Raw genomic sequence first — 16,903 nt, 5'->3', positions numbered from 1 at the left:
TAGTCTTTAAATGCCGGGGTTGTTTAATGTTAAAACAATATAAAACTACAGTTATCAGCGTATTTATGCGATTTAACAATACTGATTCTTCAATTATCAAAACCTTTAAAAAGACTATTTAAATTATATCTTATATGTAATGCTTATACTGATTTTATAAAAATTGTAAATCGTATTTGACAACTTTATTGTAACCCCAGTCAATGCCCTCCAAGTATTTAACGATATTAACCTACTTGAATTGTTCTGCAGTAATGTAATGAACATCTTTTCGGAAGTCTTTATAAATAACACCTGCAGCAGATACCCATTAACCATGTATATATATCTATCTGTAAACATTCAGGTTGGTGTAGATACGATAATACTCTCGACATACTCTGGATTCAGATAAATGTTATCAAACATGTGAAATGATATTCTCGAATATTTATACGACCACTATCTAAAATCTGTCCGTTTTTATTAATGTAAACCGTTTTAACTGAATGTGCGGGATTCTCCGAGTTAGTATTTATCAAGACCCTTGCACCCATATATGAACAACGTGAGATAACTTCTTTCAAGAATGAATCATGAAGTGCTGTACCTTCATTTAGCAATGCACCTGTAGCTAAAACCTTGGGCATAAGAAGTCGAAAACGATAAAAAAATCGCAATAAATTGTTATCTTAATACGAACGTCTTCTCATCCATTGCGTCGCAACCCATTTTTCACCTTTAATAACAGGTTCACTACCATGTAGAGTGAGCTCATTTAATGATTTATCCTGATAAAAATATTCGAAATATACCGCCATTCCTCTTTTCGGAGATACAGAAAGGTTGAGTTTTGGAAAGAAAGTCTCTCCTCCTTCTTCTACATCATTTAGGTACAAGACAAGGGTACTAATACGATTATTATTCGCTGCTTCACTGTTTTCTGCAAAAAAATCATAATGTGCTTTATATTCTTGGCCGACTGTGTATTTTAAAATATGTAACCCTTCTCCATGTTCAACAGGAACATTCATGATTGAAGCGATTCTTCTTTCGATTCTAGTAACTGTCTCACATTCTTCTAAAAACGTACCACTACTCGTCCGAATGTTATTTATTTTGCGCGAAACACCAATTTTAGAACGCTTCATTTTATTTTCAGACATTTCAATTAACTTTTCACATTCTTCATCACTTAATACATTTGCTAACACGACAATAAGAGGCTCTTCTAATCTTGAAATAATTTGGATTTCTCGATCTTCTGTTACAATTGTGTTTCCAATGTGTGTAAAAATCGTTTGTTCCTTATGTTTAACCGTTTGATCTCCCATTTTTCTTTTCCCCATCTCTGATTGGATATTATTAATATATCACACTTTTCTATATATTCAGTTTTTTCAAAAAAAAAAAAAGCACCCCTAAGGATGCTTCTATTTTAGAACGAATCATTTTCTATCCAAACACCATTTTTATCTTCTGGATTATAAGACGAAACTATTTGTAATTTTGCATTCATTATTGCTATTTTTTCAGAAGGAAAATTTGCTATATATGCAATATATGGATCTGCTTGCTTACTTCCTTGATAGTAATGACTGTTTACAAATTGAAAATGTTTATTAGCGTCTTTAGTAATTCTTATTTTAATCTTCTGATCACCAATTTTCACGATAAATTGACTAACAATTTCTTCGACACTCTCAAATGCTTCATCTTCTAAATAATCGATATCTAACATAATATTCGCCTCCTACACCAATTATAAGTTGTAAAAGACTTCAAGTCTGTGATGTAAATCACACTTCTTTCAGTTAGATATAACTTGATTATTTAAACTCTATTAAATTTAAATGTTTGTTTTTATTTAGTAATTAGGGAAACCTTCATTTGTCGAGGTTCCCCATTTTTCTTCAATTAACCTGTTAATAGAAGCGTTTTTTAACTACGGCAATAACGAACGCTTATTTGTGATAATTAGTAGTGATGAACATATGTAAAAGATACTATTAATAATTACTGCCATGTTTCAATAAATTCTCAAAATGAGAATTAGATACGTTACTAATCCTTCATAAAAAAATATATGTAGCATAAAATAGTTATGATATGACATTGATTACTGGAGGCTAATAGTTTGAAGGGAAATAATAAAAGCTTAGGACAAGATAATGGAAATGACTTATCACTTCAGGCCGCTGAGCTACTCGTTCTTGGGGTAGCAATAACTACAATCGGTGAGTCAATATCCACAATTTCAGCATTTCTTGCATTAGAGGCAGAACGACAAAAAATTAATAATGAGCAAAAAGATAAGGAAAGTAATAGAAATATGCAAAAACAGATTGATTATTTAACCACTGAATTAGAAAAACTAAAGAATCAAGTTAATAAACAGAGGCCTTATAGGAAATAGTATGAAAAATTCAGTTGTGTAAATTTGAAAGAATAATTCGTTTCATTTTTATATAACGTGCTTTGCAGTCGTGGTGCTTAATGATAGTTTTAAATTCTATTTTTGATTATAACTGTTGAATTATAGCGGAACTTTTCCCCCACATGCTTGTTTATTTTCGTAAACTTTCAGTTGTTCTACTGCACCTCTTCATGTTTATCCAAAATAATTTGAAATCTCTCATCCTCAGTTTCTTCAATTGCTTTCTTTAGCTTACAAACAGACAGAACCAATTTCACTCTCTTTTTGTTTCTTCAACATCAAAGGACTTTGCATAAGTACATAGCTACATAACAAACATCCATTGCCTCCCTTTTATAAAATCTTTAAACGTACAGGCACCTAGTAACTCAAAAACATATACTGTGCAAAAAGGATTGAAAATTATGCATTGGCATTTTAAAATTGGGTACTTAATAGGTCAACCTGTTGGAATCTCATTCACAAATGGTCAAGGGACTTCAGGTATTTTGTGTGGTGTATCAGGCGGAAAGCTTCTTGTTACAGAATACCTATATCAAGCACAATTCGCCCTCAAACAATACGACTTGCACATGGTCCAAGATATCAATGGATTCCCACCTTGCCATAACCAACAGTAATATTAATAAAACATCCATATAGGGTGTTTTTTTGTTAGGCTGTTTTCTAAAAGATTTTTGCTTGTAGAATAAAATTTCTAAAAATTATCTATTTTGATAGAATAACTCTAAAATTTTTTATAGATGTTGGATTTAACTTTGAGTTGGGGGTGTTGGAAATAGATAACGGTACTTTTGTTGCAATTTTTTCGAGTTTTATGGGAGCGTTTGTCTGTATAATGGTTGCTGTAAAAGTTAGAAAAGATAAAAAAGATAGTAAGTAAGAATTATAAATGGTTGAACCTTAACCAAAAGCCATTACTGACCTCCCTGTTCCTGCTTTACGAGCAACTTATTACTATTGCGGTCTTGATTCACCACAACAGCAATTTTAAGGTTTGAGATACCCCTTTTCTTGTCCTTTTCTCCACGCTTATTGGCTTTTCTATGAGTGATTTCTCGACCTTTCATAGACTCACGAAAAAAGGTTTCGTCACTCTCAACTATTCCAAAAAAGCAACAATCTATACTAAAACAGGCTTTTGTTAATAATTGAACATAGTAGGGGTGGTGCCAATTTACGCCCTCAAATAAAGGAATATTAAACATTCAATAAGTATTAGTTAGATACTTTTTTTTACTACAGTAAAAAAGCACCCCGAAGGATGCCGAATTTCACTCTGTAATTATATTTTATAGTTACTTTTATTATTACATTTCAACAGAGTTAAGTAATTTAACTCTGTTGCCCTCTATATTCCAATCCAAGTCTTTTCTTTACTTCTTCATTTACTTGATTTCTTAAAGCTACTTTAGAATAACGTAATTCCTTGTCATTTCCTCGAGTCTTAACAGTATAAGCGACGAAATATTCGTCAATTTCCTTTATACCTTCCAATACCTTCATGCCATGCATACCCAATGTTCGGCTCACATCTCTTAGATCTCTCGTTAAATTTTTTAACTCTTGATCAATCCACGCTTTAAAAGCAAAATTTGTTTTTAACGAATCCATATGTTTTTTATCACGTTCTAATGTGCGAAGTGTAAGTTCTAATATAATTGCATTATGAATATGAATTTGTGGATCTTGATGAATCATACAACTTCATTCTCTTTTCGAATTACTGGACTAGTAGCAAGAACATTTTCTATGATGAAAGTTCTTTTAGCATGTTTTACAAAGCAATAAGCTTGGAAAATTCCATCGGTCATTTTAATGATTTTTACACGCCTTTTAGTTATCTCTCCACCTTTCGACATATACATTAAATCAATAATTTGATTGCGCTGCATGGCTTTGATTAGCTGCTCTTTCACTATGTTCACTCCTTTTTCATTAGTATACAGAACATTTGTTCTTATTTCAAATAAAAAAATAACCAATTAGCTTTTAATCACTAAATGGTCAGACTATGTATTTCTTTTCTACTGTAAATATCCGCTCTATATTTGCTAATTCCACTTTTGGCAACTCTGAGTAAGAAAGTAATTTAACCCGGTCAAATAATTAGTCTTTAGGATATTGAGTTGAAAGTAAATGATTTTCAATTTAATTATCCTTCATTATTGTTCTCTTGGCTTTTTTAATAATTCTACACGTTGCCCTAGTATCTGAATCTTTCTCCCACTTTTCACACACATTTATTACCCATTCTGGTTGGGTTTTGCTAGCATCATTTAACCAGTTTCCAACAGAATCTTGAACATACTTAGAGGAATCTGATTTGAGTATATTAAGAATAGGGAGGGCTTGGTGAGGATCTTGTTTTAGTGTTTCAATGTGCTTCGTCCATACACCACGTGGACGAATAGATTCAACTGAGAATCTGCGTATATTCTCATCATCACTTTTTGCCCATTCCTTTAACAAATTCACGCTCAGCTCTATGTTCTCTGAAAGGTTTTCTCGAATAGACATCCAGGAAATTTCCCGAACACCAAAATGAGGATCTGCTGCGAATGTCTCAATATATTTCAATTTAAATTCTAGTGAGTCATTAGAAGTTTTATTCATAAATGTTGCCCAACACCTTACACTATCTGACATATGTGTGGAGCATTTCATAATGATTTCTTCCCTTTTTCTATCAATTTGCCCTTCCATCACTTTATCTAACAAAGCTCCTGTCATACGTATAGCTTTCATGCCAGAGTGGGCTTCTTGTTGCTCTAATTCAGATATGACAAATTCTACTTTATCTTCTAAACCAATCGCTGGTAAAATACTCTTTACTAATGACCTATGATCAATTGAAAGCCATTCAGTTAAATTAACACTCTCTATTTCACCTTGATTAAGTAATTCTAGAACTTCATTGGGGATTTCACTAGCCTTTCTGGCACCTTTTCTGTTTAAAATATCTTCACTAACAGGCATTTAACACCCTCCTTTTCATCAAAAATAAACCCTAATTGTACCTTCAATATATAAATAAGGTAATTTTTCAATAATATTATTGTAACCTATTCAATAAATCTTATCACCTCACACCTTTGGTAATATTTTAATAAATAGAAACTTTCAGTAAAACAAGATAAACTATTAACAATCACTTATATAAAACAAGAATTGGCGAAAGGTGGATACTGATGATATATCATAAAGATAATAATGTGCTTATTCGTTCAATGCTGAAAAGCGATGCAGAAAAGTTTGTCACTGCGTTCGCGGAGCAAAATTGGGAGAAACCTTCTGATTTATTTAATAACTATTTTAATCAGCAGGAGAAGAATGAAAGGTCTGTAATAGTTGCTGAAGTAAACAATGAAGTTGCTGGATACGTTACATTACTTCCAAACACTGAAATTGGTCCTTTTGCAAATAAAAACATACCGGAAATCGTTGACCTAAATGTCCTTATTAAATTTCAAAATAAAGGTGTAGGCAACAAAATGATGGATGTAGCAGAGGGACTTGCCAAAGAGAAAACTAACTTTGTTTCACTTGCGGTTGGATTGCATTATGGATATGGTTCTGCTCAACGCATGTATGTAAAACGAGGGTATATTCCTGATGGCTCCGGGGTTTGGTATAAGGAAGAACAATTAGAACAATATACAAAATGTGAAAATGATGATGATTTAGTTCTGTATTTTCTTAAAGATTTTAAAGTGAAAAATTAATAACTAGACCTTAATAAAATGGATGATTATTGTACTGAGAACTCAAAAAAATGACTTTACAATACCATCTGAACATTTTTAATACTACATAGTAAAACGCATACAAAGGAATAACTTCGTATGCGCTCTTTCATATTACTTTTCTTTTTTCATACGTTCGTATGCTTCTTGAGAAACCTCAAGATAAGTTTGTACTCCCATTTTATCAAGTGATTTCTTGTAATCCTCCCATTTACTAAAATTTTGTTTACCCGTAATAAATCCGGCTGTCATTTCGTCTACATATGTTTGAACATCAGTGGTAATAGTACTAATCTTGTCTGTTTCTTCCAATGTATAGTTTAGTCCTGGAAGAATATCTTCATCTTTTATACGATATGGTCTCGCTTTCTCAGCATTTATTGCAGAAGCTTCTTTTCCTTCAGCTCCTTGGAAATATTGCTTCCTTACGATTCCAGGGTAGTATCCACCTGGCCAAGTTAAGTATTCACTTACTGCCTGGTCTAAATTTTTGCCGTCAGGGTTATTTGTAATGCTATCTAAATACTTAACTGTACCATCTGCATTTTCTTCATATGTCACACCTTCGAAACCCATGAAGAACATCTTATTGCCTTCATCTCCATAAAAGTAATCCATCCAGCGAACCATTGCTTCTGGATTTTTCGCTTTATCTGTTAAGACAAACATACCTAAGTTTCCAAGACCGTTCGTCATTGCATTGTATGCACGCTCTCCTGTTGGCCCTTTAAGAACTGGTACACCAACATAACCATCAAGTTGCAGTAATGTTGCTGGGTCAATCTCACTTAGCATTCCATAGACCCCTTTAGACGATTCTGTAGAAAATTGCAAGGATTCAGTCGTGAACACATCTTTGTTAATTAGGCCATCTGTATAAAGTTTATTCAAGAATCTAAGTAATTCCTTGTATTCATCAGTAGCAGGAACAAAGCGGAATTCTTCAGTACCTTCTTTAAAGTCGAGGTTTTTGTTCATAGTCCCTTGTTTATTCAAACCATATGTCCCTCGTAAATAGTCAATGAATGGGGCAATACCATCTCCTCCACCCCATCCTTGCTCATCTGCTTTTCCATTGCCATTCGGGTCTTTTTCTTTAAATGCTTTCAATACTCTGTATAATTCATCAGGCGTTTCAGGCTCCTTCAGCCCTACTTTGTCCAACCATTCTTGCATGATCCAAGGTGTCCCAATATGTAAGGCTTCAAAGTTCGGATCGTAAATTGCAGGGAATCCATAAATGTTCCCATCTGCCATAGTAATTCCTTTTCTCATCGACGGATACTCATCTAGTATTTTTTTGAAATTTGGCGCGTACTTATCGATATAGTCATTTAACGGCAAAAATACACCTTGTCGTCCATATTTAATTAAATCTGTTTTTGGAAAAGCAGAAGCAAAATAAAATTCAGGATAATCCCCAGCTGCAAGCTTTAAGTTTCGCTTTTCAGACAATACCTCTGTAGAAACGGTTTCCCAGTTTACTTCAACGTTCGTCATTTTCTCATACTCTTCCCAAAGCATAAGCTTGCTCCAATCTTGTGAAGAAAAGCGCTTTGCAGCAAATCCATCAACCTCTATCTTTTCTTTCACAATTGGCATGCCCGTTTTATTTAAGTTACTTACATTTTCACTTTTACCATCTACTCCCTCATTACTTGAACAAGCTCCTAAAATACTAGTAGTTAGTAATAAACTTGCAATACCTGCAAAATATCCTTTCTTCAATACAATCTCCCCCTCATTTATCTCTTTTTTTGTATCCCTTTGAATTTTCCATTCGTAACACCTTTAGAAAAAATTCCATTGTAAGCCCAGGTGACGAATGGGTTTTCAAGTCACCAAAAACAGTAGTGTCTTCTATCACTTCTTCATTCTTGAGAGAAAATCTCTCAAATTTCGCTATTTTCTTATCATGTCAACTAGTTGGCCTTACATATGTATTTGTCTATGAAGCGTAAGTAGATATGTTACGATACTTTCCTTTATTAAGAATTAGCCCTATTCAATTATGAGTACTTCTCCATCCCTCAATGCTTTAAATAGAATTTTATTCTCGATCATAAATTCAATTGCTCGGTCCATATCGTTAGATTCTTTGTGGTCTGATTTATAATGTGGGACAATTACATAATCCAAAATGCATAAACCTTCCCATATAGCTTGATGTTCATTTCCGTAAGGTTTCTGCTCAGGTTCGTCTGCTAAGTGTATGCCTTTTAAAGTTGGTCCAAGGATACAACCACCTGCACTATATCCACCATATAGAATATCTCTTTTTTCTCTATAATACTTTTTAATGATTTCATCGAAACCGCTTAATCTCATTGCTTGTGCAAGAACAAAAGAATTGCCACCTCTTACCCAAATAACATCGTATTGATCAAGCTTTTCTTTCAATCCTTCGTGGTTATGGAAGTACATTTTCAAGTCTAAAATATCCACTGAGAAACCTAGTCTTTGCAGTTCGATTACGTCTGCAATATCACTTTTATTTTTTCTTTCTAAATCAGTCGCAAAGTCTAATGCATTATTGATATATGCAACTTTTTTATTCCCATTTCCCGTTAATTCGATTAGTTTCCGTTCTTCATTTCCAATTTTAAAAGATGAAAGATAAAATTTCATATTGTCCCCCTTATTGTGTATTTCAATTGCTTACTTTTTAAGCTTGCCATGACATCAATAGCGCCATTTCCCCCCCGTCTGAATCCTCGTCAATAAGTATCAGATCGCCATACTCGGCATCTCTAAGTTACAATTCCTTAAGTATCTCTTTCAGCAAACCACCATAGGAAATCAATCGTTTATAAGTGAGTGCCTTGTCCAAATCCTTGCCCGTTTAGACATTTTCGGGCGAGACCTTCTTACCCCGAATTACATCTGCATCTTTTATTGGATACTTGGAAACTTCAAAAATAGCATTTTGTTCAAGAATCGTTTTTTCCTCCACTCGACATCAACAAAATCAGCTGATTCCGCTTTCGGCTTCACCTTCGCCACATGAACAATCGGCGTAATGTATCTTTTAATGTGTTTCAAAAATGCAAACGCTTTCATTTAATAAATTATTGCTAAACTCACAATATTGCATTTTGTATATACCGCCAACGGGTTGTAGGTATAAGTTTTAGTAAAAAAATATCACGGTACTTGATTGTAATCAGAATATTATGACTACGGATAATATATAGTTAAACATCCTAATTGTCAACTTAATTTTCCAATAATTAACTCAGAACTTAATGCACCAGCAATAAAATAATACTCCAGCTTGAATATCCTAAAACCACATTACAAATAGCTTTACAACCTTGAATTACCTAAGATTACTAAAATAGCGAAATTGTCTGGTGGATATCGATAAGAACAGTACAGAAATTAAAAATGAATCCTTCCTTTACTCTTCCTCAACATTAAAATTGAATGGGTTGACTCTATAACTTTTGGTGTTACTATTAAATTGAATATTCGAACTAATGTATTTTTGTGTTCCGAAACTAAACAAACCTTTGGCATTATAGACAATAGATTATTTAGGAGGGTACATATAATGAGTAGTAAACAACCTATATTTTCATTTTTTGTAATTAGTGATATTCAGCTTACTGAACTTGATGTAGTGTCACAACAAAAACTTGCTTCTGCTTTACAAGATATGAATGATATAAATCCTGAGGTAGAGGCATTAATTATTAATGGTGATTTAGTAAATAATGGCGAAAGTAAGAGCTATGAAATATTCAAAAAAATCATTGAAGAAAATCCTCATCCAGAACAGACGTATTATACAATTGGTAATCATGAATTCTTCAAAAATGATGGAAATGATCCTTCCATTCAACGTTTTTTGAATTTCAGTAACCTTAAAAACGTATATGATGATGCAATGATACACGAATATCCCTTTCTTTTTTTAGGGACGGAGAGTTGGGGTCCTATTGGTAGCCCTACAAAAGATTCAGCTGTATTAAGCGAGCAACAATTAAACTGGTTAGAAGAAAAGGTAATCGCTTTGAAACAGGATAACAAGCCTGTTTTCTTATTCCTACATCAGCCACTACCCTATTCTACATACGAAACAGATTTAGAATACTATCAAAATGGTGTTATACAAGATAAAGAAGTAAGAAAAATATTATCAAATCTGAAACACGCTTTTATCTTTGCAGGGCATTCTCATTGGGATCTTCGTAACCCTAATATGTTGGTGAAACAGGGTACAACTTTCGTTAGTACAGGAGCAATTTACAATACATGGGGCCCGGATGGAGAAGGTGGAGACACAGTAGTGAACTCAGATGGCAGTCAAGGGCTGTATGTGCAAGTATTCCACGATAGCATCCGAATTGCGGGACGTGACTTTGCGAACAAGCAATGGATTCAAGAATTTGATCATACAATATTGTTATAAGTTAGCACTTCCATCAATAGTGAACTAAACCTTCGATGGTTTGTTGGTCAAACGGGCTTTCACGACCATTTCCCCACTTCTATCTGGGGGTTGAAATGTAACTGCTTTAATAAGAAAGAAGGTTATTACATCAAATGATTGAAAATGTACCTTCGAAAAAACCTGTTATTGTTATTGCACTCGTAATGGCTGTTTGTTTATTGGGCAACGAAATGCTTTTCATTGTCCTTCCATTATATTGGAAATTCTTTGGTTTAACAGCATTATGGCAGGTTGGCGTACTTTTATCTATTAATCGTTTCATCAGAATCGTCATTAATTCTTTTATTGCCTGGTTCTATCGTAAAGTAAACACCCGAATGGGGATTTTGTTAGCAGTCGTATTAGCTGTAATCTCTACTTTTTCCTATGGATACTTAAAAGGCATATGGTTTCTTCTCATAGCAAGGTGCTTATGGGGGTTCTCATGGTCTTTGTTTCGTTTAGGCGGATATCTGACCATCATTACATATAGTACTGAGAAAACAAGAGGTGAATATGTAGGATTATTTAATGGTCTTTGGGGATTAGGTACGCTAATTGGGATGTTGTTTGGAGGAATATTAGCTGAGCAAATTGGCATTCAATCTGTTACAACAGTGTTCTCAATCATAGGCGCTTGTAGCATCCCTTTTGTTTTGAAGTATATACCAAAAACAAAAGATGAAGAGGCATCGATGAATAAGGAAAAGAAAAAACATCAAAGTATATGGAAAGATGAACGTATCGTATTATCCTTGACTACAGGAATAATCATTTACTTTGTCATATTTGGCGTTTTTAATTCTACTTTAAGTAATTTAATCGGTATGCAAATTAAAGAATATCTATTAATCTTCGGGTTATCTTTAGGAGCAGCATCACTTGCTGGGATATTCCAAGCAATAAGAACAGGATGGGAACCTTTTTTAGCTCCATTACTGGGAAAATGGTCAGATCAAAAATGGGAAAGAAGTAAAGTCTTAATCTTTGCTTTACTGATGGCCTCTGTTTGCTTTTTCATTTTACCTTTAAAATTTTCAACTATACTATTTATCTTCTTTATTTTTGTATTCCAATTATCTATAACACTTTTAGTGACAATGAGTGATTCAATTGCGACTGATGTGGCAACTGGTAAATCACAGATGACTGTCCTCTCTCTATATACATTATCTTCAGATATAGGAGCGGCATTTGGTGCATTGATTGCCTTTATCATGATGGATTTTCTAGGCATTATTTGGCTTTATTGGATTACTGGCCTACTACTACTAATACTAGCTTTCCAATGGATGCGTGCTGATAAGAAATTAAGAAATTTATAAGATTTACTCTATGTCTAAATGACGCGAGTATTTCAAATAAATTAGTATTTTTAACTTAGGAGAAAATGAAATAAGGGTCTTAAAAAGATCATTTATTTTTTGATGCTTGATTGCCACTTTTTTTAAATTAAAAGTTCTTCTGCAGTTTCCATTGATAAACTTTTAATACTAGCCATACCTCCTCTCCTCAAACAAGTATAAATTGGAGATTATGTATCTAATTAAGCTAACTTGCTAAACGCCATCTATTAATAGAATATTTGTTAGTTACAGCCTTTTTACTAATACAAGTCACTCCTAATTTTTTTATTACTCAATATTATTCTTCATGCAAGAAAAATTGATTATATTTTTGTTTATATACGTTTATTTAAGGTAATAATTAGCTAACTATAGCCTTAATTAAAGGAGTGGCATTTTGAAGATTTTATTAGTCTTGTCTAGCATAGTTTTACCTATTATTATGGTTTATCTTCAGAATAAAAATAAGTTGATCGCAATGCTTTTTAATATAATCGCAGTTATATCAACCATTATTTTTGGAAGTATTGCATCCACATCCATATATCAAATCATCGTTGACAATGCTGTGTTTATGACTACAATCCACAAGGTTTTTCTCGATCCTCTGTTCTTAATCACAGGGGGGTACCTTGGGATATTCATCATTTATAGATTAATGATTCTTACATTGGATGAAAGATAATATCTTCATCCTTTTTTGTTCGATAAATCATGCTTAAGCAAGTAACATTTCCTCATAACATTACATAAAATATCCAACGAGGTGAATGGATTTTGAATTATAATTCGTTACAACAACAAGTACCGAACAAGTTGTTAGCTGATATTGCTAAAGCCCTTGACGGGGAATTCACAGCTATTCAGTGTTATGAAGTATTGTCAAAACAAGCCCCAAATAAAGATATTCGAGATAGAATTTTAGAAATTAGAAGTGATGAAATGAGACATTATCAGATTTTTTCACAAATCTATTTTTCACTTACAGGGACACAGTTCACTCCTAAAATGAATGTGAATTGTCCTACTAATTATCGGAGTGGCATTCTTCATGCCTTTAAGGATGAACAAGAAACCGTAGACTTTTATCACAGTGTTGCTAGAGAAGCTAATAATTCATTTATACAGCAACAATTTATGCAAGTATCATTTGATGAACAAAATCACGCTGTTTGGTTTTTGTATTTTATGAACAATGGTTAATTGAAAAAGAGAGGCAATATTATTTGCCTCTCCTTAATATTCAAAAATAAAAAGCTGACGAAAATTCGTCAGCTCTTTATACATAATTTATTTAGATGTTCCAAGCAATTTGAAAATACTATATGCCTTTTATTATCTTTAATGGTCCATTCGTGCAAGCTAGTGTCACCACAATGAAAAATCGCATTTGTATCAAATGGAAGCTTTAAAAATGATTGATATAGTTTGTTTATCATTCCTCCATGACTTACAATCGCAATAGTTGCACCATCAGGATTTTCAGAAATGATTTTAGAAAGTATCTTTTCTGCTCTATATCTAAAATCTAATATAGACTCTTGTTCATAAACAGCATCATGAGGTGCTAGACCATTCACTATAGGATACTTTTCTTCCGCTTCTTCTCTTGATAGCCCAGCTATTAATCCATTATTCCATTCCATTAAATCTTCTTCATATTCGATTTCAATTTGCTGTTTGTTGCCTAATAATAAGGCTGTTTGAGTCGCTCTTTTCAAAGAACTACTATAAATTTTATCTAATTTATAATGATTATTTACCCATTCTGATAAAAGAATCACTTGTTGTTGTCCAACTTCTGTAAGTTCAAAATCTGCTCTTCCTTCATGTACGTTCAGAATATCTGCTTCTGATTCTCCATGTCTAATGATCAATAGTCTCATATTCTGTTCCTCCAATATAGTTTTTATAAATATTAAATCGGATATAAATCTTAGCTGTAATTCCCCTTTATCTTACACATATTCATATATGAAAATACATACATTTTTTGGGAAATTAATTATTTTTATCCTATAAAGAAACAATTGTTTCTTCATATCTGCAAAGATTTAAGTTACTATTATTGTTAAGTTATAGGATTTTAGTAATATTTTTTAAATCAAATCCTACAAAACATTACATGTTGTATGAGGTTTCAACTTAGTGTTATAGGAATATTTAAGGTAATCAAAGATATTCAAATGAAGAACAAGGGGTGTAATAAGATGTTTCCTATATTAGAGACAGAAAGATTACTATTAAGAGAAATAACTACAGATGACGCAGAAGATATTTTCGCATATTTTTCTAATGACAATGTTACACGTTATTATGGACAAGATACTTTTAAAGATATACAACAAGCAGAAAAAGTCGTCGAACTTTTTTCAAAAAACTATGCTGAAAAAAGAGGCATACGATGGGGTATTCAAAGAAAAGGCATAAAGGGCATAATTGGAACAATTGGCTTTCATGCTTGGTCACCTAATCATAAACGAGCAGAAATAGGTTATGAAATTCATCCAGACCATTGGAGAAATGGTTATGCTTTAGAAGCGGTATCTACAATTCTTTCTTACGGTTTTGATGATATGGAGTTAACTCGTATAGGGGCTATAGTATTTGTTGATAATGCAGCCTCTAGTAAGTTACTTACCAAAGTTGGGTTTCAAAAAGAAGGCATTCTTCGCGACTATATGTACCAAAATGGTAAAGCTCACGATACATTCATTTACTCAATGCTTAAAAAAGTAAATAACTAGTGTTATATAAATAATGACGACTTTATTCAACCATTGGGTCTTGGGATAAAAAAATAGAGTCGATTCTCCTCATGGTAGAATCAGCTCTATTTTCCATTTCTTAATGATTTAGTTTTCGAAAGAAGTTGCAATTCTTAAAGCGTCTAAAGGATCTTTTACTTGATCAATGGTATACACGATTTTATCTTTTTGCCAAGTAATTCTGTTACCTGAGCGCTCTACATCAAGGTGAACGAGTCCATTTGGTTTAGGAATTGGGAGTGTATTAGTTTCTAATAATTTTGTTGCTTCTTTCGCTAATTTTACCCCTTGCTCCCCTTTCGTTGTTAGCGAGCGTGTATTAAGTGCCCATCTTCCTTCATTCCAACTTGTAAATACTGAACCAGCTCCAGCATCCTGATAACCTGTAATGCCGTAACCCAGATTCACTTTTTGTCCTCCGAGCTTGCTATAATCTTCAAATGCTATTTGTTCACTCGATTTTGTCAAATTAGAGTACTTTTTAACGTTTAGTCGAGCAATCACATTTGCTTTATGTTTATTTTTTAATGCCTTATTATTAATAGCTATCGGCTTATCACTTTCCATAAATACCACTTCATAATAATTAGCTGATGATTTAGTTGTTGCTGTTAAATGCTTTCCTTTAGATAGTGGTAATTTGCTTGGCAATATTTTAGATAAATCCGTTTTCAACTGTGTTTTGATTGCCTTCAATATTTCATCTTCAGTTAGAACATTATTCGTTTTGACAACTTCTTTTTCGACAGAATCATTTTGTTCAATTTTTCCGTTAGTGTTCTTATCCTTTTCCTCTTGAACTTGAGTTTTACTTTCACTATTCTCATCATTTGTCTTTACTTCTGCCTTATCATTAGAACAGGCAAATAGTAAATTGATAATAACAAGCAGAGATGATACTTTTCCTATTGCTTTCATTATTATCTTCCTCCCTTTAACTGATTAACTACCCTTTTAAATGTTTTACCCTCAATTTCCACAACATAAACTTGGTGAGTTTTTGTCGCTTTCTAATGTATGAGAGGTATTGCTATTTTAGCATTATTTAATAAATTTTTGTTGTATAGCTAGAATTAGCGAGTTGGTAGATCATTTCCTTATTCAAATATTTTAGGGCCAAATTAATTAAATATTAAAATAAAACGATTGATAGAATAAAGTATTAATACTTTTCATATTAATCTATATCTCTCATTTAGAGGAAGGAGCATTTAATATGGCATTAAAGCCAGAAGTAAAGTTATTGCTAGAGCAATTAGAACAATCAGGTACTTCACCAACGCACGAATTAAGTCCAGAAGAAGCACGAAACGGTATTGCTATAGAAGAATTAGCAGGTGAGCGTGTAGAGATAGAGAGTGTTGTCAATCGAGCTCTAGACACGAATGTTGGAGAAGTTCCTGTTCGAATATATACACCAATTAAAAGTGAAGAGGCTCTACCTGTGTTTGTTTATTACCATGGTGGGGGCTGGGTTATTGGAAACCTTGATTCAGTGGATATTCCTTGCCGCCAAATTGCGTCCGAGTCGCAATGTGTAATCGTATCTGTTGACTACCGATTAGCGCCAGAAAATAAGTTTCCAGCAGCGATTGATGATAGCTATGCAGTGATAGAATGGTTAATAGATCATGAAAAAGAGTTAAACATAGATGCTTCTAGAATCGCAGTAGGCGGGGATAGTGCCGGGGGAAATATCGCAGCTGTTGTATCATTGAAAGCGCGTGACCTTGATGTCAACAATATCATTCAACAAGTATTGGTATATCCTGTGACAGATTATAATTTAAATACTTCTTCTTATTTGGATTACGCAGATGGATACTTCTTAACAAAAGACACAATGCAATGGTTTTGGAACCATTATTTAAATAGTGATAGTGATGGAGAAAGTCCTTACGTCTCTCCTCTAAAAGCAACTAATTTAAAGGACTTACCACCTGCATTAGTTATTACCGCTGAATATGATCCTTTAAGAGATGAGGGTGAAGCTTATGCAAAAAAATTGCAAGAAGCGAACATCCCTGTTCAACTGAAACGATACGATGGTGTTATTCATGGTTTCTTTTGGATGGCTGGTCTACTTGAAGAAGGTGCAGATGCTATAAAACTTGTATCAAGTACACTTAGTAAAGCATTTGAAAATACAACAAAAGATAGCTTAATATAATCAATCTTAAAAAAACAGGAGT

Annotated in this window: 18 protein-coding genes and 2 pseudogenes; 8 read left to right on the top strand and 12 right to left on the bottom strand. The window is 33.2% G+C overall.

From position 1 onward, the window contains the following. Positions 1-235: 235 nt before the first annotated feature. The 3 genes and pseudogenes from AMD00_RS23775 to AMD00_RS00925 form a co-directional block, all read right to left on the bottom strand. Positions 236-614: pseudogene (locus tag AMD00_RS23775) on the bottom strand (PBSX family phage terminase large subunit); the annotation flags it as partial. Between the two features lie 57 nt (positions 615-671). Beyond that, positions 672-1,313, bottom strand: coding sequence for a 2OG-Fe(II) oxygenase (locus AMD00_RS00930; protein ID WP_053415226.1), 642 nt, complete (start codon positions 1,311-1,313; stop codon positions 672-674). A 104-nt stretch (positions 1,314-1,417) separates the two neighbouring features. Then, the gene (locus AMD00_RS00925; RefSeq protein ID WP_053415225.1) at positions 1,418-1,720 is read right to left on the bottom strand and encodes a hypothetical protein; all 303 of its coding nucleotides are present in this window, start codon (positions 1,718-1,720) and stop codon (positions 1,418-1,420) included. A 396-nt stretch (positions 1,721-2,116) separates the two neighbouring features. On the opposite strand from AMD00_RS00925, the gene AMD00_RS00920 reads away from it, so the two are divergent. Together AMD00_RS00920 and AMD00_RS00915 are read left to right on the top strand one after the other, a co-directional pair. Continuing rightward, positions 2,117-2,395: a hypothetical protein gene (locus AMD00_RS00920; protein ID WP_053415224.1), complete on the top strand. Its 279-nt coding sequence runs from the start codon at positions 2,117-2,119 to the stop codon at positions 2,393-2,395. 425 nt (positions 2,396-2,820) lie between these two features. Next, positions 2,821-3,036 carry a hypothetical protein gene (locus tag AMD00_RS00915; RefSeq protein WP_053415223.1) on the top strand — a complete coding sequence of 72 codons (216 nt, stop codon included), beginning with the start codon at positions 2,821-2,823 and terminating at the stop codon, positions 3,034-3,036. A gap of 304 nt (positions 3,037-3,340) precedes the next feature. Here AMD00_RS00915 and AMD00_RS00910 read toward each other — a convergent pair. The 4 genes and pseudogenes from AMD00_RS00910 to AMD00_RS00895 form a co-directional block, all read right to left on the bottom strand. Then, positions 3,341-3,525: pseudogene (locus tag AMD00_RS00910) on the bottom strand (IS1595 family transposase); the annotation flags it as partial. Positions 3,526-3,751: 226 nt separating this feature from the next. After that, complete coding sequence (locus AMD00_RS00905; protein WP_053415222.1) at positions 3,752-4,117, bottom strand: hypothetical protein; 366 nt, start codon at positions 4,115-4,117, stop codon at positions 3,752-3,754. Continuing rightward, positions 4,114-4,335 carry a transcriptional regulator gene (locus AMD00_RS00900; protein ID WP_053415221.1) on the bottom strand — a complete coding sequence of 74 codons (222 nt, stop codon included), beginning with the start codon at positions 4,333-4,335 and terminating at the stop codon, positions 4,114-4,116. Before AMD00_RS00900 ends, AMD00_RS00905 begins: the two co-directional genes overlap by 4 nt. A 232-nt stretch (positions 4,336-4,567) precedes the next feature. Beyond that, on the bottom strand, positions 4,568-5,395 hold the full coding sequence (locus AMD00_RS00895) for a DNA alkylation repair protein (RefSeq protein WP_053415220.1): 828 nt from the start codon (positions 5,393-5,395) through the stop codon (positions 4,568-4,570). Between the two features lie 212 nt (positions 5,396-5,607). On the opposite strand from AMD00_RS00895, the gene AMD00_RS00890 reads away from it, so the two are divergent. Then, the gene (locus AMD00_RS00890) at positions 5,608-6,141 is read left to right on the top strand and encodes a GNAT family N-acetyltransferase (protein ID WP_053415219.1); all 534 of its coding nucleotides are present in this window, start codon (positions 5,608-5,610) and stop codon (positions 6,139-6,141) included. A gap of 135 nt (positions 6,142-6,276) precedes the next feature. On the opposite strand, the gene AMD00_RS00885 is transcribed toward AMD00_RS00890, so the two are convergent. The 3 genes from AMD00_RS00885 to AMD00_RS23380 all read right to left on the bottom strand — a co-directional run bounded on the left by AMD00_RS00885 (position 6,277) and on the right by AMD00_RS23380 (position 9,204). After that, positions 6,277-7,890 carry an extracellular solute-binding protein gene (locus tag AMD00_RS00885; RefSeq protein ID WP_245639413.1) on the bottom strand — a complete coding sequence of 538 codons (1,614 nt, stop codon included), beginning with the start codon at positions 7,888-7,890 and terminating at the stop codon, positions 6,277-6,279. A 273-nt stretch (positions 7,891-8,163) separates the two neighbouring features. After that, positions 8,164-8,790, bottom strand: a complete 627-nt coding sequence (locus AMD00_RS00880) for a Type 1 glutamine amidotransferase-like domain-containing protein (RefSeq protein WP_053415217.1) — start codon at positions 8,788-8,790, stop codon at positions 8,164-8,166. Positions 8,791-9,054: 264 nt separating this feature from the next. Continuing rightward, on the bottom strand, positions 9,055-9,204 hold the full coding sequence (locus AMD00_RS23380; protein WP_169786290.1) for a hypothetical protein: 150 nt from the start codon (positions 9,202-9,204) through the stop codon (positions 9,055-9,057). Between the two features lie 511 nt (positions 9,205-9,715). Between AMD00_RS23380 and AMD00_RS00875 the strand changes: the two genes are divergently transcribed. From AMD00_RS00875 to AMD00_RS00860, 3 genes are all read left to right on the top strand, one after another. Then, entirely contained in the window at positions 9,716-10,576 is an 861-nt protein-coding gene (locus tag AMD00_RS00875) for a metallophosphoesterase family protein (protein WP_053415216.1), read from the top strand. Between the two features lie 134 nt (positions 10,577-10,710). Then, a complete protein-coding gene (locus AMD00_RS00870) occupies positions 10,711-11,922 on the top strand; it encodes an MFS transporter (RefSeq protein ID WP_053415215.1) in 1,212 nt (403 codons plus the stop codon). A 798-nt stretch (positions 11,923-12,720) separates the two neighbouring features. Continuing rightward, the gene (locus tag AMD00_RS00860; RefSeq protein ID WP_053415214.1) at positions 12,721-13,146 is read left to right on the top strand and encodes a ferritin-like domain-containing protein; all 426 of its coding nucleotides are present in this window, start codon (positions 12,721-12,723) and stop codon (positions 13,144-13,146) included. A gap of 68 nt (positions 13,147-13,214) precedes the next feature. On the opposite strand, the gene AMD00_RS00855 is transcribed toward AMD00_RS00860, so the two are convergent. After that, positions 13,215-13,829, bottom strand: a complete 615-nt coding sequence (locus AMD00_RS00855) for a histidine phosphatase family protein (protein ID WP_053415213.1) — start codon at positions 13,827-13,829, stop codon at positions 13,215-13,217. 324 nt (positions 13,830-14,153) lie between these two features. On the opposite strand from AMD00_RS00855, the gene AMD00_RS00850 reads away from it, so the two are divergent. Continuing rightward, positions 14,154-14,690 (top strand): GNAT family N-acetyltransferase, encoded by a 537-nt coding sequence (locus tag AMD00_RS00850; RefSeq protein ID WP_053415212.1) that lies wholly within the window; start codon positions 14,154-14,156, stop codon positions 14,688-14,690. Positions 14,691-14,798: 108 nt separating this feature from the next. Here AMD00_RS00850 and AMD00_RS00845 read toward each other — a convergent pair whose 3' ends face one another. Beyond that, a complete protein-coding gene (locus AMD00_RS00845; RefSeq protein ID WP_053415211.1) occupies positions 14,799-15,629 on the bottom strand; it encodes a hypothetical protein in 831 nt (276 codons plus the stop codon). Positions 15,630-15,927: 298 nt separating this feature from the next. Here AMD00_RS00845 and AMD00_RS00840 point away from each other — a divergent pair, with 298 nt between their 5' ends. Further along, positions 15,928-16,881, top strand: coding sequence for an alpha/beta hydrolase (locus tag AMD00_RS00840; protein WP_053415210.1), 954 nt, complete (start codon positions 15,928-15,930; stop codon positions 16,879-16,881). Positions 16,882-16,903: the final 22 nt, after the last annotated feature.

It is taken from the genome of Viridibacillus arvi (genome assembly GCF_001274945.1).
Lineage (GTDB): Bacteria > Bacillota > Bacilli > Bacillales_A > Planococcaceae > Viridibacillus > Viridibacillus arvi.
This window is presented reverse-complemented; position numbering and strand designations above follow the sequence as displayed.